At 70.5% G+C, this 20,576-nt stretch carries 19 protein-coding genes and 1 tRNA gene; 12 read left to right on the top strand and 8 right to left on the bottom strand.

Features of this window, described 5'->3' with window-relative positions:
• Positions 1 to 143 precede the first annotated feature (143 nt).
• Positions 144 to 4,859 (top strand): glutamate synthase large subunit, encoded by a 4,716-nt coding sequence (gene gltB, locus LXM90_RS23185; RefSeq protein ID WP_026604664.1) that lies wholly within the window; start codon positions 144 to 146, stop codon positions 4,857 to 4,859.
• Between the two features lie 102 nt (positions 4,860 to 4,961).
• Positions 4,962 to 6,395, top strand: a complete 1,434-nt coding sequence (locus LXM90_RS23180) for a glutamate synthase subunit beta (RefSeq protein ID WP_020091416.1) — start codon at positions 4,962 to 4,964, stop codon at positions 6,393 to 6,395.
• A gap of 35 nt (positions 6,396 to 6,430) precedes the next feature.
• Here LXM90_RS23180 and LXM90_RS23175 read toward each other — a convergent pair whose 3' ends face one another.
• From LXM90_RS23175 to galE, 3 genes are all read right to left on the bottom strand, one after another.
• On the bottom strand, positions 6,431 to 7,861 hold the full coding sequence (locus LXM90_RS23175; RefSeq protein ID WP_051123716.1) for a DUF459 domain-containing protein: 1,431 nt from the start codon (positions 7,859 to 7,861) through the stop codon (positions 6,431 to 6,433).
• Between the two features lie 93 nt (positions 7,862 to 7,954).
• Entirely contained in the window at positions 7,955 to 9,142 is a 1,188-nt protein-coding gene (locus tag LXM90_RS23170) for a lytic murein transglycosylase (RefSeq protein ID WP_020091418.1), read from the bottom strand.
• Between the two features lie 4 nt (positions 9,143 to 9,146).
• Positions 9,147 to 10,139, bottom strand: a complete 993-nt coding sequence (gene galE / locus LXM90_RS23165; RefSeq protein ID WP_020091419.1) for a UDP-glucose 4-epimerase GalE — start codon at positions 10,137 to 10,139, stop codon at positions 9,147 to 9,149.
• Between the two features lie 171 nt (positions 10,140 to 10,310).
• Here galE and galU point away from each other — a divergent pair, with 171 nt between their 5' ends.
• Entirely contained in the window at positions 10,311 to 11,180 is an 870-nt protein-coding gene (gene galU, locus LXM90_RS23160) for a UTP--glucose-1-phosphate uridylyltransferase GalU (protein WP_020091420.1), read from the top strand.
• A 339-nt stretch (positions 11,181 to 11,519) separates the two neighbouring features.
• Here the strand turns inward: galU and LXM90_RS23155 are convergent, their stop codons facing one another.
• The gene (locus LXM90_RS23155) at positions 11,520 to 12,422 is read right to left on the bottom strand and encodes an N-formylglutamate amidohydrolase (protein WP_026604666.1); all 903 of its coding nucleotides are present in this window, start codon (positions 12,420 to 12,422) and stop codon (positions 11,520 to 11,522) included.
• Between the two features lie 206 nt (positions 12,423 to 12,628).
• Here LXM90_RS23155 and cpdR point away from each other — a divergent pair, with 206 nt between their 5' ends.
• The 4 genes from cpdR (at position 12,629) to LXM90_RS23135 (ending at position 14,694) form a co-directional block, all read left to right on the top strand.
• Positions 12,629 to 12,985 (top strand): cell cycle two-component system response regulator CpdR, encoded by a 357-nt coding sequence (gene cpdR, locus LXM90_RS23150; protein WP_003603128.1) that lies wholly within the window; start codon positions 12,629 to 12,631, stop codon positions 12,983 to 12,985.
• Between the two features lie 116 nt (positions 12,986 to 13,101).
• Positions 13,102 to 13,371, top strand: coding sequence for a glutaredoxin 3 (gene grxC, locus LXM90_RS23145; protein ID WP_020091422.1), 270 nt, complete (start codon positions 13,102 to 13,104; stop codon positions 13,369 to 13,371).
• The gene (locus LXM90_RS23140; protein ID WP_020091423.1) at positions 13,364 to 14,221 is read left to right on the top strand and encodes a carbon-nitrogen hydrolase family protein; all 858 of its coding nucleotides are present in this window, start codon (positions 13,364 to 13,366) and stop codon (positions 14,219 to 14,221) included. The genes grxC and LXM90_RS23140 overlap by 8 nt, the downstream gene beginning before the upstream one ends.
• 20 nt (positions 14,222 to 14,241) lie before the next feature.
• Positions 14,242 to 14,694 (top strand): DUF1178 family protein, encoded by a 453-nt coding sequence (locus LXM90_RS23135; RefSeq protein ID WP_020091424.1) that lies wholly within the window; start codon positions 14,242 to 14,244, stop codon positions 14,692 to 14,694.
• Between the two features lie 23 nt (positions 14,695 to 14,717).
• Here LXM90_RS23135 and LXM90_RS23130 read toward each other — a convergent pair whose 3' ends face one another.
• Both LXM90_RS23130 and LXM90_RS23125 read right to left on the bottom strand, forming a co-directional pair.
• On the bottom strand, positions 14,718 to 15,206 hold the full coding sequence (locus LXM90_RS23130) for a disulfide bond formation protein B (RefSeq protein WP_020091425.1): 489 nt from the start codon (positions 15,204 to 15,206) through the stop codon (positions 14,718 to 14,720).
• A 2-nt stretch (positions 15,207 to 15,208) separates the two neighbouring features.
• Positions 15,209 to 15,790: a YqaA family protein gene (locus tag LXM90_RS23125; protein ID WP_020091426.1), complete on the bottom strand. Its 582-nt coding sequence runs from the start codon at positions 15,788 to 15,790 to the stop codon at positions 15,209 to 15,211.
• A gap of 124 nt (positions 15,791 to 15,914) precedes the next feature.
• Here LXM90_RS23125 and LXM90_RS23120 point away from each other — a divergent pair.
• From LXM90_RS23120 to LXM90_RS23100, 5 genes are all read left to right on the top strand, one after another.
• Positions 15,915 to 15,999, top strand: a tRNA-Leu gene (locus LXM90_RS23120).
• Positions 16,000 to 16,170: 171 nt separating this feature from the next.
• Positions 16,171 to 17,112, top strand: coding sequence for an NAD(P)/FAD-dependent oxidoreductase (locus tag LXM90_RS23115; protein WP_103984716.1), 942 nt, complete (start codon positions 16,171 to 16,173; stop codon positions 17,110 to 17,112).
• Positions 17,109 to 18,029, top strand: a complete 921-nt coding sequence (locus tag LXM90_RS23110) for a histone deacetylase (RefSeq protein WP_020091428.1) — start codon at positions 17,109 to 17,111, stop codon at positions 18,027 to 18,029. Before LXM90_RS23115 ends, LXM90_RS23110 begins: the two co-directional genes overlap by 4 nt.
• A 185-nt stretch (positions 18,030 to 18,214) precedes the next feature.
• Complete coding sequence (locus LXM90_RS23105) at positions 18,215 to 18,388, top strand: hypothetical protein (protein ID WP_020091429.1); 174 nt, start codon at positions 18,215 to 18,217, stop codon at positions 18,386 to 18,388.
• A 143-nt stretch (positions 18,389 to 18,531) separates the two neighbouring features.
• Positions 18,532 to 18,774: a hypothetical protein gene (locus tag LXM90_RS23100; protein ID WP_020091430.1), complete on the top strand. Its 243-nt coding sequence runs from the start codon at positions 18,532 to 18,534 to the stop codon at positions 18,772 to 18,774.
• 210 nt (positions 18,775 to 18,984) lie between these two features.
• Here the strand turns inward: LXM90_RS23100 and LXM90_RS23095 are convergent, their stop codons facing one another.
• Both LXM90_RS23095 and LXM90_RS23090 read right to left on the bottom strand, forming a co-directional pair.
• Positions 18,985 to 19,620 carry a 2-dehydro-3-deoxy-6-phosphogalactonate aldolase gene (locus tag LXM90_RS23095; protein WP_020091431.1) on the bottom strand — a complete coding sequence of 212 codons (636 nt, stop codon included), beginning with the start codon at positions 19,618 to 19,620 and terminating at the stop codon, positions 18,985 to 18,987.
• The gene (locus LXM90_RS23090; protein WP_020091432.1) at positions 19,617 to 20,495 is read right to left on the bottom strand and encodes a 2-dehydro-3-deoxygalactonokinase; all 879 of its coding nucleotides are present in this window, start codon (positions 20,493 to 20,495) and stop codon (positions 19,617 to 19,619) included. The genes LXM90_RS23095 and LXM90_RS23090 overlap by 4 nt, the downstream gene beginning before the upstream one ends.
• Positions 20,496 to 20,576 lie beyond the last annotated feature (81 nt).

Below are 20,576 nucleotides of genomic sequence, written 5' to 3'. Positions count from 1 at the left end.
GCAGGCCGACGGACGTGTCCTCCCGGACCGGCCGGATGGCCTGCGGCAAGAGGCCGGGCGCGTGGCGCCGACGGCTTGCGGGCATGAAACATGCTCGCGGGTTCTTGGCTGCGGACGGGTTCGAGGGAAGGACGAGACGAAGCATGTCACAACGCAGACCCGCCGAAGAGTTTGCTGCGTCCACGGCCCAGGCTGCCGCCCCGCGCGGCGGCGCGATGCCGCTCATCGTGCGCGACCCCGCCCTCCCGAAAGCCCAGGGTTCCTACGATCCGGCCCACGAGCGCGACGCCTGCGGCGTCGGCTTCATCGCCGACATGCACGACCGCCGGACCCACGCGATCGTCGAGCAGGGTCTGAAGATCCTGGAGAACCTCGATCATCGCGGCGCGGTGGGCGCCGATCCCAAGATGGGCGACGGCTGCGGCATCCTCACGCAGATCCCGCACGGCTTCTTCGCCGAGGAGTGCTCGCGCCTCGGCTTCGAGCTGCCGCCGGCGGGCTCGTACGCCATCGGACAGTTCTTCATGCCGAAGGCGGAGGAGCCGCGGGCGATCATCCAGGAGATCGTCGAATCGTCCCTGGCCGCCGAGGGCCTGCCGCTCCTCGGCTGGCGCGACGTGCCGGTGGATCCGGAGGATCTCGGCGACGCCGTGAAGGCGACCGAGCCGCACCACCGTCAGGTCTTCATCGGCCGGCCCGCCTCGGTCACCGACCAGGACGCGTTCGAGCGCCGGGTCTACGTCGCCCGCAAGGTGATCTCCAACAAGGTCTACGGCCTCGACGACCCGCGGGTGAAGGAGTTCTACCCGGTCTCCGTTTCGACCCGGACCATCGTCTACAAGGGCATGGTGCTGGTCACGCAGCTCGGCGGCTACTTCCTGGACCTGAAGGACGACCGCTTCGTCTCGGCGATCGCCCTCGTCCACCAGCGCTTCGCCACCAACACCTTCCCGACTTGGCGGCTCTCGCACCCCTACCGGATGGTCGCGCATAACGGCGAGATCAACACGCTGCGCGGCAACGTCAACTGGATGGCGGCCCGCCAGGCGAGCGTCGATTCCGACCTGTTCGGCAACGACATCTCGAAGCTGTGGCCGATCTCCTACGAGGGCCAATCCGACACGGCCTGCTTCGACAACGCCCTCGAGTTCCTCGTGCAGGGCGGCTACCCGCTGGCCCACGCGATGATGATGCTCATCCCGGAGGCCTGGGCCGGCAACCCGCTCATGAGCGAGGAGCGGCGCGCCTTCTACGAGTACCACGCCGCCCTGATGGAGCCGTGGGACGGTCCCGCCGCCGTGGCCTTCACCGACGGCCGCCAGATCGGCGCCACCCTCGACCGCAACGGCCTGCGCCCGGCGCGCTACATCGTCACCGACGACGGCCTCGTGGTGCTCGCCTCCGAGATGGGCACCCTGCCGATCCCGGACGAGAAGATCGTCCAGTCCTGGCGCCTGCAGCCGGGCCGCATGCTGCTGATCGACCTGCAGAAGGGCCGCATCGTCTCCGACGAGGAGATCAAGGGCGAGCTCGCCGCCGCGCATCCCTACGCCGAGTGGGTGAAGAACACCCAGATCGTCCTGGAGGACCTGCGACCGGTTCAGCCGCGCGAGTCCCGCGGCGACGTGAGCCTGCTCGATCGCCAGCAGGCCTTCGGCTACACGCAGGAGGATCTCAAGCTGCTGATGCAGCCCATGGCCGTCACCGGCCAGGAGGCGGTCGGCTCCATGGGCACGGACACGCCGCTCTCGGCCCTCTCCGAGAAGTCGAAGCTCCTCTACACCTACTTCAAGCAGAACTTCGCGCAGGTCACGAACCCACCGATCGACCCGATCCGCGAGGAGGCCGTGATGAGCCTCGTCTCGTTCATCGGGCCGCGGCCGAACCTGCTCGACATGGAGGGTGCGTCCCGGCGCAAGCGCCTGGAGGTCCGCCAGCCGATCCTCACCAACGCCGATCTGGAGAAGATCCGCTCGATCGGCCATTTCGAGGATCGGTTCGACACCAAGACCCTCGACATGACCTACCCGGCCGAGACCGGCGCGGCGGCCATGGACGGGGCGCTCGACCGCCTCTGCGACCGCGCCGAGGCGGCGGTGCGCGGCGGCTACAACATCATCGTGCTCACCGACCGGGCGGTCGGGCCGGATCGGATCCCGATCCCGGCGCTGCTGGCCACGGCGTCCGTGCACAATTACCTGATCCGCAAGGGGCTCCGGACCTCGGTCGGCCTCGTGGTCGAGTCGGGCGAGCCGCGCGAGGTGCACCACTTCGCCTGTCTCGCCGGCTACGGCGCCGAAGCGGTGAACCCGTACCTCGCCTTCGAGACGCTGCTCGACATGAAGGACGAGTTCCCGCCGGACCTCACCGACGACGAGATCATCTACCGCTACATCAAGGCGATCGATAAGGGCCTGCTGAAGGTGATGTCCAAGATGGGCATCTCCACCTACCAGTCCTATTGCGGCGCGCAGATCTTCGACGCGGTCGGCCTGAACTCGACCTTCGTCGGCCGCGACTTCTTCGGCACGGCGACGACCATCGAGGGCGTCGGCATGGCGGAGATCGCCGAGGAGACCGCGCGCCGACACCGCGACGCCTTCGGCGACGCGCCGGTCTACCGGAACGCCCTGGATGTCGGCGGCGAGTACGCCTACCGCCTGCGCGGCGAGACCCACACCTGGACGCCCGACACGGTGGCGACGCTGCAGCACGCGGTGCGCCTCAACGTGCCGGAGCGCTACCGCGAATACGCCGAGCTGGTGAACCGCCAGGAGCACCAGCTTAAGACGCTCCGCGGCCTGTTCCGCATCAAGTCCGCCGCCGAGCTCGGTCGCGCGCCGGTCCCGCTGGACTCGGTCGAGCCGGCCTCCGAGATCGTCAAGCGCTTCGCCACGGGCGCCATGTCGTACGGCTCCATCTCCAAGGAGGCGCACGAGACGCTCGCCATCGCGCTGAACTCGTTCGGCGGCCGCTCGAACTCGGGCGAGGGCGGCGAGGAGGTCGAGCGGTTCAAGCCGCTGCCGGACGGGCGCTCGCGCCGGTCCGCGATCAAGCAGGTCGCCTCCGGGCGCTTCGGCGTCACGACGGAGTACCTCGTCAATTCCGACATGATGCAGATCAAGGTCGCGCAGGGCGCCAAGCCCGGCGAGGGCGGCCAGTTGCCCGGCCACAAGGTCGACGCCAAGATCGCCAAGGTCCGCTACGCCACCCCGGGCGTGGGCCTGATCTCGCCGCCGCCGCACCACGACATCTACTCGATCGAGGATCTGGCCCAGCTGATCTTCGACCTGAAGAACGTGAACCCGTCGGCGGACGTGTCGGTGAAGCTCGTCTCCGAGGTCGGCGTCGGCACGGTCGCGGCCGGTGTCGCCAAGGCGCGCGCCGACCACATCACGATCTCGGGCTTCGACGGCGGCACGGGTGCGGCGCCGCTGACCTCGCTCAAGCACGCGGGCGGACCCTGGGAGACCGGGCTGGCCGAGACCCAGCAGACGCTGGTGCTCAACAACCTGCGCGGGCGCGTCGCCCTGCAGGCCGACGGCGGCATCCGGACGGGGCGCGACGTGATCATCGCGGCGCTCCTCGGCGCCGACCAGATGGGCTTCTCGACGGCCCCGCTGATCGCCGCCGGCTGCATCATGATGCGCAAGTGCCACCTGAACACCTGCCCGGTGGGGGTCGCCACCCAGGATCCGGTGCTGCGCAAGCGCTTCAAGGGCACGCCCGAGCACGTGGTGAACTACTTCTTCTTCGTGGCCGAGGAGGTGCGGGAGATCCTCGCCTCGCTCGGCTTCACGAAGCTGGAGGAGGCGGTCGGCCGCTCCGACGTGCTCGACAAGGTCGAGGCCATCGCCCATTGGAAGGCGCGCGGGCTCGACTTCACCAAGCTGTTCCACCGGCCGAAGGTGGCCGAGGGCACGGCGATCCGCCACGTGGAGGTGCAGCACCACCCGATCGACACGGTCCTCGACCGGCGCCTCATCGAGAAGGCGCAGCACGCGATCGAGACCGGGGAGCCGGTGGTCATCACCGACACCATCCGGAACTCGGACCGGGCCGCGGGCGCGATGCTCTCCGGCATGGTCGCCAAGGCGCACGGCCACGAGGGCCTGCCCGACGACACGATCGTGGTGAAGCTCGCCGGCACGGCGGGCCAGAGCTTCGGCGCCTGGGTGGCGGCCGGCGTGACCGTCGAGCTGACTGGCCACGGCAACGACTACGTCGGCAAGGGCCTGTCGGGCGGCAAGCTGATCATCCGGCCGAGCGACGCGCTGAAGTCGCCGCAGGACCGGACGATCATGGTCGGCAACACCGTGCTGTACGGGGCGATCGCGGGCGAGTGCTACATCCGCGGCTCCGCGGGCGAGCGCTTCGCGGTCAGGAACTCCGGCGCGATCACGGTGGTCGAGGGCATGGGCGACCATGGCTGCGAGTACATGACCGGCGGCGTGGTCGTGTCGATCGGCGAGACCGGGCGCAACTTCGCGGCCGGCATGTCGGGCGGCATCGCCTACGTGCTCGATGAGGACGGCTCCTTCTCGGCGCGCTGCAACCTGTCGATGGTCGACCTGGAGCCGGTCGAGGAGGAGGACGACCTGATGCGTCGCTTCCATCAGGACGGCGACCTGGAGACCAAGGGGCGGGTCGACATCCTGGCCGACATGTCCGGGCACGACGAGGAGCGGCTGACGCAGCTCATCACCAACCATCTCAAGTACACGGGCAGCCCCCGCGCCAAGGCGATCCTCGACGACTGGAGCGGTTACCGCACCAAGTTCGTGAAGGTGATGCCGGTGGAGTACCGCCGGGCGCTTCGCGAGATGGAGATGGCGCGGATGCCGGTGGCCGCCGAGTAGGCGACTTCCTGAGACCGGGCGGGCTCCCGCCCGGTCACGCACCCACACGAGACGACGACGCGGGCAGCGCAGTCAGAGACTGGCCGGCCCAGGGGCTGACCAATGGGCAAGATCACAGGCTTCCTCGAGTTCGACCGGCAGGAGCAGAAGTACCAGCTCGCCGCCGACCGGGTCCGGCACTTCCGCGAGTTCACGCTCCCGCTCGACGAGCACGACCTGACGAAACAGGCCGCGCGCTGCATGGATTGCGGCATCCCGTTCTGCCACGGGCCGACGGGCTGCCCGGTCCACAACCAGATCCCGGACTGGAACGACCTCGTCTTCCAGTCGGATTGGGAGGAGGCGTCCCGCAACCTCCACTCCACGAACAACTTCCCGGAGTTTACCGGCCGCGTCTGCCCCGCGCCCTGCGAGGAGGCGTGCACGCTCAACCTCGAGAACCAGCCGGTCGCCATCAAGACGATCGAGCAGGCGATCGCCGACCGCGCCTGGAACATGGGCTGGGTGAAGCCCGAGCCGGCGCAGACCCGCACCGGCAAGCGCGTCGCGATCGTGGGCTCCGGACCGGCCGGTATGGCGGCGGCGCAGCAGCTCGCCCGCGTCGGGCACGACGTCCACGTGTTCGAGCGCGAGCCGAAGGCGGGTGGCCTTCTCCGCTACGGCATCCCGGACTTCAAGATGGAGAAGCGCCACATCGACCGGCGCGTGCGCCAGATGGAGGCCGAGGGCGTCGTCTTCCACTACAACCAGAACATCGGTGTGACGAAGTCGGTCGACGAGCTCAAGGCCGAGTTCGACGCCGTGATGTTCTGCGGTGGCGCCGAGGATCCGCGCAACCCGCAGCTTCCCGGCCAGGACCTCGAGGGCGTCCACTACGCGATGCCCTACCTCGTCCAGTCGAACCGGCGCGTGAGCGCCGAGCCGATGCGCGGCAACGGCGAGCAGCCGATCCTGGCCGCCGGCAAGAACGTGGTGGTCATCGGCGGCGGCGACACCGCCTCCGACTGCGTCGGCACCGCGTTCCGCCAGGGGGCCCTGTCGGTGACGCAGCTCGACATCCGCCCGCGCCCGCCGGAGCGGGAGGACAAGCTCACCGTGTGGCCCTACTGGCCGACCAAGATGCGGACCTCGTCCAGCCAGGCGGAGGGCGCGGAGCGCGAGTTCCAGGCCGCGACCCTGCGGCTCGAGGGGAACAAGAAGGGCCAGCTCACCGGCGTGGTCTGCGCCCGCGTCGATGCCAAGCGCCAGCCGATCGCCGGCACCGAGTTCGTGCTGCCGGCCGACCTCGTCTTCATGGCGATCGGCTTCGCGGGCTCGGTCCAGAAGGGTCTGCTGGAGCAGTCCGGGGTCGGCGTCGACAAGCGTGGCAATGTCGAGGCGAACGAGGACGACTACCGCACGTCGGACGCGAAGATCTGGGCCGCCGGCGACATGCGGCGCGGCCAGTCCCTGGTGGTCTGGGCGATCCGCGAGGGCCGTCAGGCGGCGCGCGCCATCGACGAGATGCTGATGGGCGCGAGCGTCCTGCCGCGCTGACGGCCTGCTGAGCGCGCGCGAAGGGCCCGCCCGGCTCAGCCCGGCGGCCAGCGGAAATCGTCGGCTCGGCCGGGCTGCGGCATCGGCGCGTTGCCGCGCAGCAGCGTCCGCTCCACGGTCCCGGAATTGTCCGGATCGCGCGGACGCCCATTCAGCAGCGCGCCGCCGGGCGACACCTCGCTCCGGCTCAACGGTACCACGGGGCCGGCCGCGGGCTTCACCGGGAGCGCCGGCACGCCGGGCGGCTCCGGCAGGCTCGGCAGCATCGCGGTGATCTGACGATCGATCGCTGCGGTATCGGTGGCCGGCGCGGTACCGTCGAGGCTCGGCCCGGGTGTCGCGGGCGGTGCGGTCGGCGCCACGGTCGCGGTCGGCGACGGCTCGGCCGTGCCCGGCACCGCGCCCATCAGCCGCTTCAGCTCGACATCGGCGAAGTGGGCCAGCTTCCGATCGCCCGCCTTGGTGAAATGGACACCGTCCGCGGTACGGAGCTTGGCGATCTGGCCTTCCGGATCCGGGCCCGACGCGGCGTACCGGTCCCGGTCGTCGACGAAGCCCGGCCAGATATCGACGTAGGTCCCGCCGGCCTTGGTAACGGTGTCCCGGACGATGTCGTTCAGGGAAGCGAGGTCCCGGCTCAGGGACTCGCTCTGGACCGGCGGCAGCCCGACCCAGATCAGCGGGATCTTGCGGTCGGTGAAGACTTTCGCCAGCGCCTCCACCCGGGCGCGGTAGAGGGCGCGCCAGCGGTCCGTGAGGGGATCGGCCGTCTCGTCGCCCTCGCGGATCGGCTGCCGATCGTTGGCGCCCAACATCACCAGGGCGTAGCGCACCTTCGCGTTGCTCTGGAGGTAGTCCTGCGCGACCTTCGGCCAGTCGACCACGTCCTTGCGCACCAGACCGCTGTCGCCCTTCGCGCGGTCGATCACGGCGACGTCGGCATTGTCCTCGAACACGTCGTCGAGGCCCTTGGCGAGATGGTCGGCGAGGGAATCGCCAAAGACGGCGATCTGGACGTTCGGCTCGGTCTTGGCGACCGCGGGCTTCGGCGGTGTCGGCGCCCGGGCCGGACGGACCCGCCGCTTCACCGCGGGAGGCGGACGCTGCGCCTCTCCGGTCGCGTAGGGATTGGTTCGCTGGCGCGGGGCCCGGTAGGTGCGCTCCGGCTGCGGCGCCACCGGCTGCGGCCTGTCCTCCCAGGGCCAGTAGAACTGGCGCGGCGCCTCCTGCTGCGGTGCGTAGCGGGGCTGGCGCCCGGACGTCCCGTCGTCGCGGTAATAGGCGTCCCGCGGCCGCCGGCGCGGCGGCGCCTGGTAATAGGTGCCGCCCTGCTGCTGCTGGTAGCTGTCGCCCCACTGCGCGCAGGCCGGACCGCCCCCGAAGGTCGACACCTCCGCGAGCCCCAACAGGACCGAGAGCCCGAGGATGAGGGGGCGTTCCGAAGGACGCCGACGAGCGAGGACCATGCGCATCCCGTACGCTTTACGCCGAACCGGGCCCGTTCGGACCGCGGCCACTATAGGTGGAAGCCGCGCGCGGGTCTAAACCTCTCGCCGGGCTCAGCGTCGCGGCGCTGCCTTCCCGGCCACGCGGGCGAGCAGGGCCGGCGTCGCGTACCCGTCGGCCGGCAATCCGACGCTGATCTGATAGCGCCGCACCGCCTCGCGCAGCTTCGGGCCCGCGCGTCCATCCGTCGGCCCGTCGTAGAAGCCGGAAGCCGCGAGGCCGGTCTGCAGGGCGCGGAGGCCCGGCCCGTCGAGGCGGGCTCCGGCGGGCCACGGCGCGGCCAGCGGCGGACCGCCGGCGAGGCGGTCGGCAAGGTGACCCACTGCCAGCGCGTAGGAATCCGATGTGTTGTAGCCCCGGACCACCTCGAAATTATCGGTGATCAGGAAGACCGGCCCGCCGAGGCCTCCGGGCAGGAACAGGCTGGCGCGCCCGGCCCCCGGCAGCGGCTGCCCGTCGGTGCGGCGAACGCCGCGCTCGGCGAAGCTCGCGAGATCGCCCGCGTAGCGGCTCAGGTCGAACTCCTTCGGCAGGCGCACCTCGTAGCCCCAGGAAAAGGTCGGATTCCAGCCGAGATCCTTGAGATAGGCGGCGATCGAGGCCAGCGAATCCGCCGCGCTGGTCCAGATGTCGCGCCGGCCGTCGCCGTCGAAGTCGACCGCGTGGGCCAGGTAGGTGGAGGGCAGGAATTGCACCTGACCCATCGCGCCAGCCCAGCTGCCGCTCATCCGGTCGGGCGCGATGTCGCCGCGCTGCAGGATCGTGAGGGCGGCGAGGAGCTCGTCGCGGAACAGGCTGCCGCGGTGCCGCGCCTCGGCGAGCGTCGCCAGCGCCCGGACGGTCGGGACGCTGCCCGCACTCGCTCCGAAATCCGACTCGACGCCCCAGAACGCCATCACCACCGGACCCGGAACGCCGTAGCGGGCCTCGATCGCCGTCAGGGTCGACGCGAGGGTGGCGGCGCGGTCGCGACCGCGCGCGATGCGGCCGGCCGAGACCGCGCCGACGAGGTACTCCCAGACAGGCCGGCTGAACTCGCTCTGGCGGCGGGTTCGCGCCAGGATACCGGGATCAGGTCCTGTGATCCCGCGGAACGCCGCGTCGAAGGTCGCGGCGGAGACGCCCCGCGCCGCCGCGTCCGGACGCAGGGCCTCGACGAACGCCCGGAAGGCGTCCTCGGCGCGGGCCGGGCCGGTCGCGAGGCACGCCGCCGCGGCCAGGATCCATCGACGGGAATGCATCCGGTCAGATCCGATTGCGCTTCTCCAGGCGTTCTTCCCAGGCGAGGGCTTGGCCGACGATGGCGTCGAGGTCGTCGTGCCGGGGCTGCCAGCCCAGGCGATCGCGGATGCGCGCCGCCTCGGCGACGATTTGGGCCGGATCGCCGGGCCGGCGCGGGCACAGCCGCACTTCGAAGTCGCGGCCCGAGATCCGCTTCACGACCTCGACGACCTCGAGGACCGAATAACCGCGCCCGTAGCCGCAGTTCAGCGTCAGGCTCTCGCCACCGGAGCGCAGATGGTCGAGGGCGAGGCGATGCGCCTCCGCGAGGTCCGAGACCTGGATGTAGTCGCGCAGGCACGACCCGTCCGGGGTCGGGTAGTCGGTCCCGAAGACGTCGAGCCGGGCGCGCTGGCCGAGCGCTGCCTGCGTGGCCACCTTGATCAGGTGCGTGGCGTTGGGCGTCGACTGGCCGGACCGTCCCTCCGGATCCGCGCCGGCGACGTTGAAGTAGCGCAGGACCACGTAGGAGAAGCCGTGCGCCGCGGCGGCGTCGGCGATCATCCACTCGCTCATCAGCTTCGAGCGGCCGTAGGGATTGATCGGCTTCAGCGGCAGGTCCTCGGGAACCGGCGAGGCCTCGGGCTCACCGTAGACGGCCGCGGTCGAGGAGAAGATGACATTCTTGACGCCGGCACGCACCGACGCCTCGATCAGCGCGCGGGTCTTCACCGTGTTGGCGAGGTAGTAGCCCAGGGGGTCGGCTACGGATTCGGGCACGACGATCTTGGCGGCGAAGTGGGCCAGGGCATCGATGCGGTGCTGCAGGATGGTCTGTGTCACGAGGGCCTGGTCGGCCACGTCGCCGACGACGAGCTTCACACCCTCTGGGACCGCCCAGTCGAAGCCGGTGGAGAGATCGTCGAGGACGACGACCTCCTCATGGCCGGCGTCGAGGAGCGCCAGCACCATGTGGCTGCCGATGTAGCCGGCACCCCCCGTCACCAGAACCGCCATCTCGCCCTCACTGCCGCCATCCCGGCAACTGCTTACGCCTTTGCAGACGGGAAATTTACGCCCCGCCGCCTCATACTAACGATGTACATGCTTGCGACGGCTCGCGTTAAGCTATCTCACTGACCGCACAGCTGACCACGTCGTTCCATCCAGTTCCGGGGTTACCGCTCGATGAAACCGATCCGCAAGGCCGTCCTCCCCGTCGCGGGCCTCGGCACGCGCTTCCTGCCCGCCACGAAGGCGGTCCCGAAGGAGATGCTCACGGTCGTCGACCGGCCAGTGGTGCAGCACGTCGTCGACGAGGCGCGCGCGGCCGGGATCGAGCACTTCATCTTCGTCACCGGCCGCGGCAAAGCGGTGATCGAGGACCATTTCGACATTGCGTTCGAGCTCGACCACACCCTTCAGGAGCGCGGGAAGACGGCCGCCTATGAAGAGCTGAAGAAGGACCTGCCGAAGGCCGGCCAGACCAGCTTTACCCGCCAGCAGGCGCCACTCGGCCTCGGCCACGCGGTGTGGTGCGCCCGCGAGATCGTCGGCGACGAGCCCTTCGCGGTGCTGCTCCCCGACATGCTGAGCCGCGGCTGTATGCAGCAGATGCTGGCCGCCTACGATCGCCACGGCGGCAACATCATCGCCGTCGAGGAGGTGGCGCCCGAGGAGACGCACCAGTACGGCATCGTCAGCGTGGGCGAGACCTACGGCCAGTCCTTCCAGATCACCGGGATGGTCGAGAAGCCCAAGCAGGGCACGGCGCCGTCGAACTTCATCATCTCCGGGCGCTACATCCTCCAGCCCGAGATCTTCGGGATCCTCGAGCACGGCAAGAAGGGCGCGGGCGGCGAGATCCAGCTCACGGACGCCATGATCGACCTGATGGAGAAGCAGGCGTTCTACGGCATGCGCTACGAGGGCCGGACCTACGATACCGGCTCGAAGCTCGGCTTCCTCACGGCGAATCTCGCCTACGCCCTTGAGCGGAACGATCTCGCAGGACCCCTGCGGGCCGAGATCGAGAAGCTGCTCAAGAGCCAGGGCTGAATGGCGCTGCGGGCGCGGATCCGATCACCGCGCCCCGCTAGGCGACACGTGTGACCGCATCGGTTCTCGCTCTCGTCCGAGCTACGCCTGCACGCGGCGACGCGCGGCGGCCAGAGAACGCGCTTCAGGTATGCGCGCAGAGCGGCCGCGGCGGGCGAATTGCGCTTGCTTCTTGTGCGGCGCACTTTAGTTTGTGCGTTGCGAGATCGCGATGGCGTCGCGGTCTCGCTGCCCTTCTTGGGCGTTTCCTCCCTAGACTTCGGGCCGCTCCTTCGGGAGTGGCCTTTTTTCTTTCCGGTATACCGCCGCTCTTCTTCGTGAACGGTCGGGACAGCGCCCCTATTCCGCGGCCATCCGGCGGGGGACGAGATCGTCGAGGTCCTTGGCGACATCGGCGACGACGCCGCGCAGCGCCTCGACCAGTGCCGGGAAGCCCGCCGTCATCGCGAGGCTGGCCTCGTTCATGTAGAGACCCCGGTTCAGCTCGATCTGGAGCGCGTGGCGGTCGAGGTTCGGCTCGCCGTAATGCTCCGTGATGAAGCCGCCGGCGTAGGGCTTGTTGCGGACCACGCGGAAACCCCGGGCCCGGAACGCGGCCTCGAATCCGTCGATCAGGACGGGTGCGCACGCCGTGCCGTAGCGGTCGCCCAGCACCACGTCGGCTTTCATGTCCGGATCGCGGCCGAGGCTCGAGGACGGCATCGAGTGGCAATCGACGAGCATGCAGTGGCCGTGGGTGCGCGCCGTGCGCTGGACCAGTCCGCGCAGCGCGCGATGATACGGCTTGTACAGGCTCTCGATCCGGGCGGTCGCCTCGGCGACCGGCAGGCGCCGGGCGTAGATCTCCTGGCCGTCGGCGACGACCCGGGGCACGGTCCCGAGACCGCCCGCGACGCGCATCGACCGGGTGTTGGCGAAGGGCGGCAGGCGCCCCTCGAACATGCGCGGGTCGAGTTCGTAGGGCTCCCGGTTCACGTCGAGGAAGGCGCGGGGGAAGTTGGCCCGCAGGAGCGGCGCGCCCAGTCCGACGACCGATCCGAACAGGCGGTCGACGTGGGCATCCTCGGAGCGGCGCAGGGTCAGCGCGTCGAGCCGCGAGGCCGCGATGAAGTCGGGGGGGTAGACGGCCCCGGAATGACCGGTATTGAAGACGAAAGGCAGGGTGTGCGCCGCGGGCTCGTCGACCACGAAGGCCGGGGCAAATCCGAAGGCGTCTGGCTGTACCGGTTCGGTTGCAGTCATCGGCTGGTGGACACCCCGGCGGTTGAACGAGGACGGCAGGCGCTCACTGTGGTGTGCGATCGATCGCCTGTCCACTCCGCACCGGCGGCCGACGCAGTCGCCCGGGAGACACGCGGCGGCGGCTGCGCGCTCCATCCTAACACCTTGTTTACCATCGCCTCCCTTTATGGGATCAACTTCTCGACTCGAAGGCTCGGATCCGGCCGATGAAAATCCTGCTGGCGGAAGACGACAACGACATGCGCCGGTTTCTGGCCAAGGCGCTGCAGAACGCGGGCTACGATGTCCTGTCCTTCGACAACGGCCTCTCCGCCTACAACCGGCTGCGCGAGGAGCCGTTCGAGCTGCTGCTGACCGACATCGTGATGCCCGAGATGGACGGCATCGAGCTGGCCCGCCGCGCCACCGAGCTCGATCCCGACATCAAGGTGATGTTCATCACCGGCTTCGCGGCGGTCGCCCTCAACCCGGATTCGAAGGCCCCGAAGGACGCCAAGGTCCTGTCGAAGCCCTTCCACCTCCGCGACCTCGTCAACGAGGTCGAGAAGCTCCTGGCCGCCTGATCCTGCCGGTGCTTCGTCGACGGCGCGCGCGCGTTGCCCTGTGACCACACGGGCATAGGCAAGGCGCGCCCCGCGCTCCTATATGTCCCGAGTTCACGCGCGGGACGACGATCGCGATGCAGCCGGTCACAATCTACACCACGGCTTGGTGTCCTTACTGCTCGGCGGCCAAGAGCCTGCTGAAGGAGAAGGGCGTCGCCTTCCAGGAGATCGACGTCGAGCGCGTGCAGGGCGCCCGGTCCACCATGGTCGAGCGCGCCGGCGGCCGCACCAGCGTTCCCCAGATCTTCGTGGGCGCCACGCATGTCGGCGGCTGCGACGACCTGTACGCCCTCGATCGCGCCGGCAAGCTCGACCCGCTGCTCAAGGACACGGCCGATGCCTGAGCCCCGCTTCACGGCTGCCTGCGTGCAGATGCGGTCGGGGCGCGACCCTGCCGCCAATCGCGACGCGGCCGTGGCGGGCGTGCGCGAGGCGTCGGCGCGGGGCGCGGCCTACGTGCAGACTCCCGAGATGACGTCCCTGGTGGAGCGGAGCCGCGAGCGTCTGTTCGCCCACGTCACCACCGAGGAGCAGGACCCGACCCTGGCGGCGCTCCGCGAGGCCGCGCGTCAGACCGGAACGGTCGTCCAGATCGGCTCGATCGCGGTCAGGGCCGGCGACAAGATCGCCAACCGCGCCTACCTGATCGGCGCCGACGGGGAGATCCTGGCCTCCTACGACAAGCTGCATCTCTTCGACGTCGACCTGCCGAGCGGCGAGCGCTGGCGGGAATCCGCGACCTATTCCGGTGGCGCCCGCGCGGTGCTGGCCGAGACGCCGTGGGCCACGCTCGGCCTGACGATCTGCTACGACATCCGCTTCCCCTCGCTGTACCGCGCCCTCGCCGAGGCGGGCGCGGACGTGCTGACGGCCCCCGCCTGCTTCACCCGGCAGACCGGCGAGGCCCACTGGCACGTCCTGCAACGGGCCCGGGCCATCGAGACCGGCGCCTTCGTGATCTCGGCGGCGCAGGGCGGTCGGCACGAGGACGGGCGCGAGACCTACGGCCACTCGCTGATCGTCGATCCCTGGGGCCGGGTCCTGGCCGATGCCGGCGGGGACGAGCCGGGGATCATCCTGGCGGAGATCGACCTCGCGCAGGTCGCGGAGGCCCGGGCCCGCATTCCCTCGCTGCAGCACGGCCGGCCCTTCACCGTCGAGCGCGTCGGTCCGCGGACTCGCGCCGCGCAGTAGTCACCACAGCAAGCAACAGAATGATCCGGTACAGTCTCGTCTGCGATGCCGGGCACGGCTTCGAGAGCTGGTTCCCGTCCTCCGATTCCTACGACACGCAGGTCACGCGCGGCCTCGTGACGTGCCCGGTCTGCGACAGCGCCAAGGTCAGCAAGGCACTGATGGTGCCAAGCGTCGCCCGCACGGATCGGGAGCGCGCGCCGCCGCCGATCCCGAAGGCGGAGGCGCCGGTGACCATGATCGCCGAGCCGGAACGTCAGATGCGGGCGATGCTGCGCGCGCTCCGGGAGCACGTCGTGGCGAATGCCGAGCATGTCGGGGCGCGCTTCCCCGAGGAGGCGCGCAAGATCCACTACGGCGAGGCGGAAGGGCGTTCGATCTACGGTGAGGCGAGCCCCGCGGAGGCGCGGGCCCTGATCGACGAGGGCATCGAGGTGGCGGCGATTCCGATCCTGCCCGACGACCGGAACTGATCGGCCTCGCCGGTCCGCGCGCGTCAGGGACGCAGCGCGGCGGTCCCCGCGAAGGAGGCCAGCACGGCCGAGATCGCGGCGCTCCAGCCGGCGAGCGACACGCCCAGCACCCGGAGCGCGGCCACCGAGCAGTCGACCACCTTCGTGGTCTGCAGGCTGTTGAGGAAGTCGCCGACCTGGCCCGGATTGGCGCCGGTGCCGCCGCCGCAATCGGCGGGTCCCGGCCAGAAGCCCCATTCCGCGCCGGCGTGGTAGACCCCGATCCCGGCCCCGTAGAGCAGGCCGAGGGCCGCGAGCCCGAGGGCGATCCGCGCCAAGCGCTCCGGCAGGAACAGGGCCAGCAGGCCCAGCGGCACGGCGGCGTAGTAGGGCAGCCGCTCGGTCAGGCAGAGCTTGCACGGCGCGTAGCCGTATCCGTACTGGAGGACTAGCGCGGCCCCGACGGTGAGGGCGGAGGCGATCGCGAGCCAGAGGCCAGCGGTCTTGAGGCGCAGGGCAGCCGCCGTGTTCATCGCTACAGGATCACCTTGAAGAGCAGGAAGCCGAGGACGATGACGGCGACGGAGATCGCCGCGACCGCGTTCAGGTGCCGGTCGAGCACGCCGCGAATCTGGACACCGTAGCGGCCGAGCAATCCGGCGAGAATGAAGAAGCGGGCTCCGCGGGTCACGATCGACAGGATCGTGAACCAGAACAGGCTGTAATGCGCGAAACCCGACGTGATCGTCACGAGCTTGTAGGGGATCGGCGTGAGCCCCTTCAGCAGGATCACCCAGTGGCCGTAGCGCGCGTAGGAGTCCTGGAAGGTGGCGGCCGAGTTCTGCAAGCCGTAGAGGCGGATGAGCCACTCACCGACGGAGTCGAACAGCAGGGCTCCGATGGCGTAGCCGACCAGACCGCCGAGGACCGAGGCGACCGTCGTGATCGCGGCGTAGAACCAGACCCGATCCGGCCGGGCGACCGCCATCGGGACGAGCATCACGTCCGGTGGAACCGGAAAGAAGGAGCTTTCGGCGAAGGCCACAGCACCGAGCGCGTAGGGCGCGGATGGCCGGTCACTGAGGGCCAGGATCCACGCGTAGAGCCGGCGGAGCATTCAAGGTCCCGGATTATGAGATCGGCCGCCCTTTGAGCATAGGCGCCCCGCCTTGGCCAGATCGCCGACCGACGCAAAACAACACTTGGCCGGAGCCGCCGACCTATGCGAAGAGCGCTGGCACGCGGGTATGGCGGAATTGGTAGACGCGGGCGACTCAAAATCGCCAGCCGCAAGGCGTGGGGGTTCGATTCCCTCTACCCGCACCACGGCGCCACCCATCGCCGCGGGACTTCGCCGGACAGCCGGACCGTATCCGCGCCGCGAACACAGGTCCCGTCCATGACGAGCGCGATTCCGTCGCTCTGACGCCGCGTGGCTCGGCCCCTATCTTCGCCCTCACGCGGCGGCGGGGCCGGTCGTTCAGACGGGGCAGGGGCGTGAACGAGCACGGAATTGTCGCGGTCCTCGGAGCCGGCATGGCAGGCGCGGCCGCCGCGCGCCGGCTGGCCGAGGCGGGCCTCCGCGTCCGGGTCTTCGACAAGGGGCGCGGGGTCGGGGGACGCATGGCGACCCGGCGGGTCGGTGAGATGCAGTTCGACCACGGCGCGCAATTCATGCGCGCGCGCGGGCCCGCCTTCGCGGCCGAGCTCGGCCGGTGGACGCGGCTGGGCATCGTCGCGCCCTGGGCCGGCTCCGACCGCCATGTCGGCGTGCCGGGCATGACGGAGCCCGTCCGCGCCCTGCTCTCGGACCTTCCGGTATCGAGCGCGACGACCGTCGTGCGGCTTCGACGGCAGGGAGCGCGCTGGCACCTCGAGGACGCGGCCGGCACCGTGCACGGCCCGTTCGACGCCGTCGCGATCACCTTCCCGGCCCCTCAGGTCACGACGCTGCTCGAGGCATCGGGCGTCGCGTTGCCCGGTGTCCGGCGCGCCACCTATGCGCCGTGCTGGTCGCTCATGGTGACGACGGAGACGCGACCACGGGATGTCCTCGTCCAGCCTCGGACCGATCCGATCGGCCTGATCGCGCACGATTCCGCGAAGCCCGGGAGGCCTGCCGGCTCGCGGCTCACGGTGCACGCGACGCCCGCCTGGTCCCGCGGACATCTCGAGGCCCCGCGCGAGGCGGTCATTGCCGCGCTTCTCGGAGCGGCCGAGGACGTCCTCGGCGCCACGCTCCGGCCGTCCCACGCGGAGGCACATCGCTGGCGCTACGCCCAGGTCGAGACCGCCCTGGAGCAACCCTGCCTGTACGATCCGGACCTGCGTCTCGGGGCAGGCGGGGATTGGTGCCTCGGCGCCCGGATCGAGGCGGCCTACGACAGCGGTCAGGCACTGGCCCGGTGCCTCCTGGCTGATCTGGGCCGGCCCGCGTGATCCCGCCGATTGCCTTCCATCCGGCCTACGAGGCGCCGCTCCCGTCAGGCCACCGGTTCCCGATGCGCAAGTACGGCCTGCTCGCCGAGACCTTGGTCGCCAAGGGTCTGGCGCCCCTAGGCTTCGTCACGCCGGAGCCCGCCAGTGCCGAGATCCTGCTACGCGCCCACGATCCGGCCTACGTGGACGCGGTGCTCGCCTGCGATGTCGGCCGGGGCATCGAGCGGGCGATCGGCTTGCCGGTCGACGCCGCCCTTGTCCGCCGCTCCCGCGCCTCGGTGGGCGGCACCCTCTTGGCCGGGCGCCTCGCCCTCGCGGAAGGCCTCGCGGGCAGCGCCGCCGGCGGCAGCCACCACGCGCGGCGCCGGCAGGGCGCCGGTTTCTGCGTGCTGAACGATGTCGCGGTGGCGGCCCGCACCCTCCAGGCCGAAGGTCTGGTCCGGCGCGTCCTCGTGGTCGACCTCGACGTGCATCAGGGCGACGGGACCGCGGACTGCCTCGCCCTCAGTCCCGACCTGTTCACGCTCTCGATCCATTGCGAGAACAACTACCCGGCCCAGAAGATCGCCGGCGACCTCGACATCGGCCTGCCCGACCGGCTCGACGACGCCGCCTATCTCGATGTCCTGCGCGCCCGCCTGCCGCCGCTCCTCGACGCGTTCGCGCCGGATCTCGTCTTCTATAACGCGGGCGTCGATCCCCATCGGGACGACCGTCTCGGCCGTCTCTGCCTCACCGATGACGGACTGCTCGCCCGCGATCGCTACGTCGTGGCGCAGGCCCGCGCCCGTGGGATCGCGCTCGCCGCGGTGATTGGCGGCGGGTACACGCACGATGTCGAGGCCCTGGCGCGCCGTCACGCCCTGGTCTTCGAGGCGCTGGCCGCCGAGGCGGCCGCGGGATCGACGCTCGCGTGAGATGCTGCGCGGGAAATCTGCGCGAGTTCTCGGGGTGAGACCGGATTGCATCACGCGACGGTCGATATGCAGTCCTCGGGTTCACGGGAAAGGTTTTGGGAAGGGCTCCGGTCGAGGATGCGGGGCAGGCGGATTGATGAGGCGGATCCGCTGCTCGCACTCGATGACGCCGTTGGAGATCGACCATGCTCGCGCGGGTCTGGGACGTGGTGAAGGCGACGCTGGCGGTGTCGGCCCTGATCGCCGCCGCCCTCGTCTCGGCGGACAAGCTCGATCGCCAGAGATCACAACCGGTCGTCGGCGCGGCTCTGGTCGAGCCTGCGACGACCGGTGCGATCGCACCGGCGATACGTCCGTGACGTCAGCGGCCTTTCGCTCCGCGGCCGCGAACCTGCGTCAGATTGAAACAAGCACGACGGGATATCTTTTCCGGCCTCGGCGTTCTCGCCGGACGCCGAGGCTTGGCCGCTCGCGGCCCCGATCCGCTCAGGAGACATCCTTGATGAAGTCCGCCACTTTCGCCCTCCTCGCGGTCCTGGTCGGCACGGCGCCCGCGCTCGCGGAGACCGGCGCGGACCGGGCCGCCTGCACGCCGGACGTGATGCGCCTGTGCGCTGCCCAGATCCCGAACGCGGGGGCGATCACACTCTGCCTCCGCGAGAAGCGGGTGTCGCTGAGCGGCGCGTGCCGGACGGTGGTCGACCGATCCGACCGGCCGGCCCGCGAGATCGCGAACCGCCGATAGCGCGACACCCCGCCAGCCTGCGACCCGCGGTCGGGCCTCGCCGGTGAAGTGGCCTACCGCGACGACGCGGCGGCGATCGCGCTGTGAACCGGTCGCAAAGGCGCGGTCAGGCCGCCTGCGGAGGCGCGCATCGCGCGAAGGTCAGGGGGCGCGGCTGACACGCTCTGCCGTGTCTGCTCGGCCCGACCGGACGGCCCGCCGTCGGTGTCTTCAGGCCGAGCGCTCGAACGCCGCCACGTAGGCCGCGGCGTCGCGGGCGACGTCGGCCGCCGCCTTCCCGGGCCGGTAAAGATTGGACCCGAGACCGAATCCATCGGCGCCCGCCTGCCGCCAGCCCGCGATGGTCTCGGGCAAGACTCCGCCGACGGCCAGAACCCGCGTGTCCGGCGGAAGGACCGCGCGATGCGCCCGGAGCGCCAGGGGCGTCGCGACATCCGCCGGGAACAGCTTCAGCGCAGTTGCTCCCGCCGCCAGGCACGCGAAAGCCTCCGTGGGCGTCTGATAGCCCGGAAGGGAGACAAGGCCCGCCGCGACGGTGGCGCCGATGACGACCGGATCGCCGTTTGGCGATACCACGAGGGTTCCGCCAGCAGCGGCGACCTCGCCGACCTGAGTCGGCGTCAGGACCGTGCCGGCCCCGACCAGCGCCCGCCCGGCGAGGCGCTCGGCGAGCGTCGCGATGCTCCGGAGCGGGTCCGGCGAGTTGAGGGGCACCTCGACGAGGGTGAACCCGGCTCCGACCAGCGCCTCCCCCACGGCGAGTGCCTCGTCCGGCGTGAGCCCCCGCAGGATGGCGACGAGGGGGCAGGCCGCGAAGGCCGCCTCGAACCGGTCGAGGATGGTCATGCCCGCAGACTCCAGATGGCGTGGATACCGGCCGTGGTTGAACCGTCCGGCACGATCACCGGATCCCCGCCCGCTTCGGTGATGGCGGCGGCGTAGAGTGCCCCGAGGCGGCCGCCGCCGAGGAGATGGACCGGGCGCCGCCGGAGGTCGTCCCGGGTGCCGATATCGGCGCCGATCAGGATCCCGCTGGCATGGGCCGCCGCGTCCTCCGGGGCGAGCCGGTCGAGCAGGAGGCCGGAGCGAACCTCGAACAGGGTGGCGGCGAGGTTGCGGGACGCGAGGCCGCGCCGGACACCCGCGCGGAAGGGGGCCCCATCCCCGATCGCGCCGTCGAGCGTCCCGGCCAGGATCCCGTGTGCCCGCAGGAGGGCGAAGAATTCCCCGGTCATCACGGTGGTGAAGTCCGTGATGGCCCCGTCGAAGGTCTCGATCCACTTGTTGTGCGTACCGGGCTGGCAGAACAGGGCCGTCGCCGGCACCACGCCCGCTCCGATCGCCCCGAAGACTTGGATCTCCTCGCCCCGCATCACGTCGGGGCGACCACCGCCCCGCAGAGCGACGCCGGGGACGATCCGGACGCCCGGGGCGGGCTCGAGGCAGGCTTCGGCCAGGGCGGTGAGGGTGGCCGGCGCGGCCACGTAGGGCGCCGCCTGCCAGCCCCGGTTGGAGCCGATCATGCCGACGGCGACGATGAGGTCAGCGCCCAGTCGCGCGCGCAGGGCCGCGATCTCCGCCGGATAGGCGTCGGGCGACAGGGCGAGGACGCCACGCTCGTCGTGCAGGCTGTCGAGAATGACGCCCGCTTCCGAGACGGCGAAGGCCCGCCGGTTCGTCGTGCCCCAGTCGACGGCGATGTAGGCCGGGCGATCGCCCATGCCGAAACCTCTCAGAAAAGCCACTCGACGAATTGTCTGAGTTAAGTGCGGCGCGCGGCGCGGTCAAGTTCAGTCCGGCGG

The sequence above is a fragment of the Methylobacterium oryzae genome (genome assembly GCF_021398735.1).
Classification (GTDB): domain Bacteria; phylum Pseudomonadota; class Alphaproteobacteria; order Rhizobiales; family Beijerinckiaceae; genus Methylobacterium.
This window is presented reverse-complemented; position numbering and strand designations above follow the sequence as displayed.

Bases quoted from the DNA above. Each gene is read 5' to 3' on its own strand.
- LXM90_RS23130 (WP_020091425.1), bottom strand. From the start codon at position 15,206: ATGAACACGGCGGCTGCCCTGCGCCTCAAGACCGCTGGCCTCTGGCTC.
- gltB (WP_026604664.1), top strand. From the start codon at position 144: ATGTCACAACGCAGACCCGCCGAAGAGTTTGCTGCGTCCACGGCCCAG.
- LXM90_RS23140 (WP_020091423.1), top strand. From the start codon at position 13,364: ATGCCTGAGCCCCGCTTCACGGCTGCCTGCGTGCAGATGCGGTCGGGG.
- grxC (WP_020091422.1), top strand. From the start codon at position 13,102: ATGCAGCCGGTCACAATCTACACCACGGCTTGGTGTCCTTACTGCTCG.
- LXM90_RS23095 (WP_020091431.1), bottom strand. From the start codon at position 19,620: ATGACCATCCTCGACCGGTTCGAGGCGGCCTTCGCGGCCTGCCCCCTC.
- LXM90_RS23105 (WP_020091429.1), top strand. From the start codon at position 18,215: ATGCTCGCGCGGGTCTGGGACGTGGTGAAGGCGACGCTGGCGGTGTCG.
- LXM90_RS23135 (WP_020091424.1), top strand. From the start codon at position 14,242: ATGATCCGGTACAGTCTCGTCTGCGATGCCGGGCACGGCTTCGAGAGC.
- galU (WP_020091420.1), top strand. From the start codon at position 10,311: ATGAAACCGATCCGCAAGGCCGTCCTCCCCGTCGCGGGCCTCGGCACG.
- LXM90_RS23180 (WP_020091416.1), top strand. From the start codon at position 4,962: ATGGGCAAGATCACAGGCTTCCTCGAGTTCGACCGGCAGGAGCAGAAG.
- LXM90_RS23125 (WP_020091426.1), bottom strand. From the start codon at position 15,790: ATGCTCCGCCGGCTCTACGCGTGGATCCTGGCCCTCAGTGACCGGCCA.
- LXM90_RS23170 (WP_020091418.1), bottom strand. From the start codon at position 9,142: ATGCATTCCCGTCGATGGATCCTGGCCGCGGCGGCGTGCCTCGCGACC.
- galE (WP_020091419.1), bottom strand. From the start codon at position 10,139: ATGGCGGTTCTGGTGACGGGGGGTGCCGGCTACATCGGCAGCCACATG.
- LXM90_RS23090 (WP_020091432.1), bottom strand. From the start codon at position 20,495: ATGGGCGATCGCCCGGCCTACATCGCCGTCGACTGGGGCACGACGAAC.
- cpdR (WP_003603128.1), top strand. From the start codon at position 12,629: ATGAAAATCCTGCTGGCGGAAGACGACAACGACATGCGCCGGTTTCTG.
- LXM90_RS23100 (WP_020091430.1), top strand. From the start codon at position 18,532: ATGAAGTCCGCCACTTTCGCCCTCCTCGCGGTCCTGGTCGGCACGGCG.
- LXM90_RS23175 (WP_051123716.1), bottom strand. From the start codon at position 7,861: ATGGTCCTCGCTCGTCGGCGTCCTTCGGAACGCCCCCTCATCCTCGGG.
- LXM90_RS23155 (WP_026604666.1), bottom strand. From the start codon at position 12,422: ATGACTGCAACCGAACCGGTACAGCCAGACGCCTTCGGATTTGCCCCG.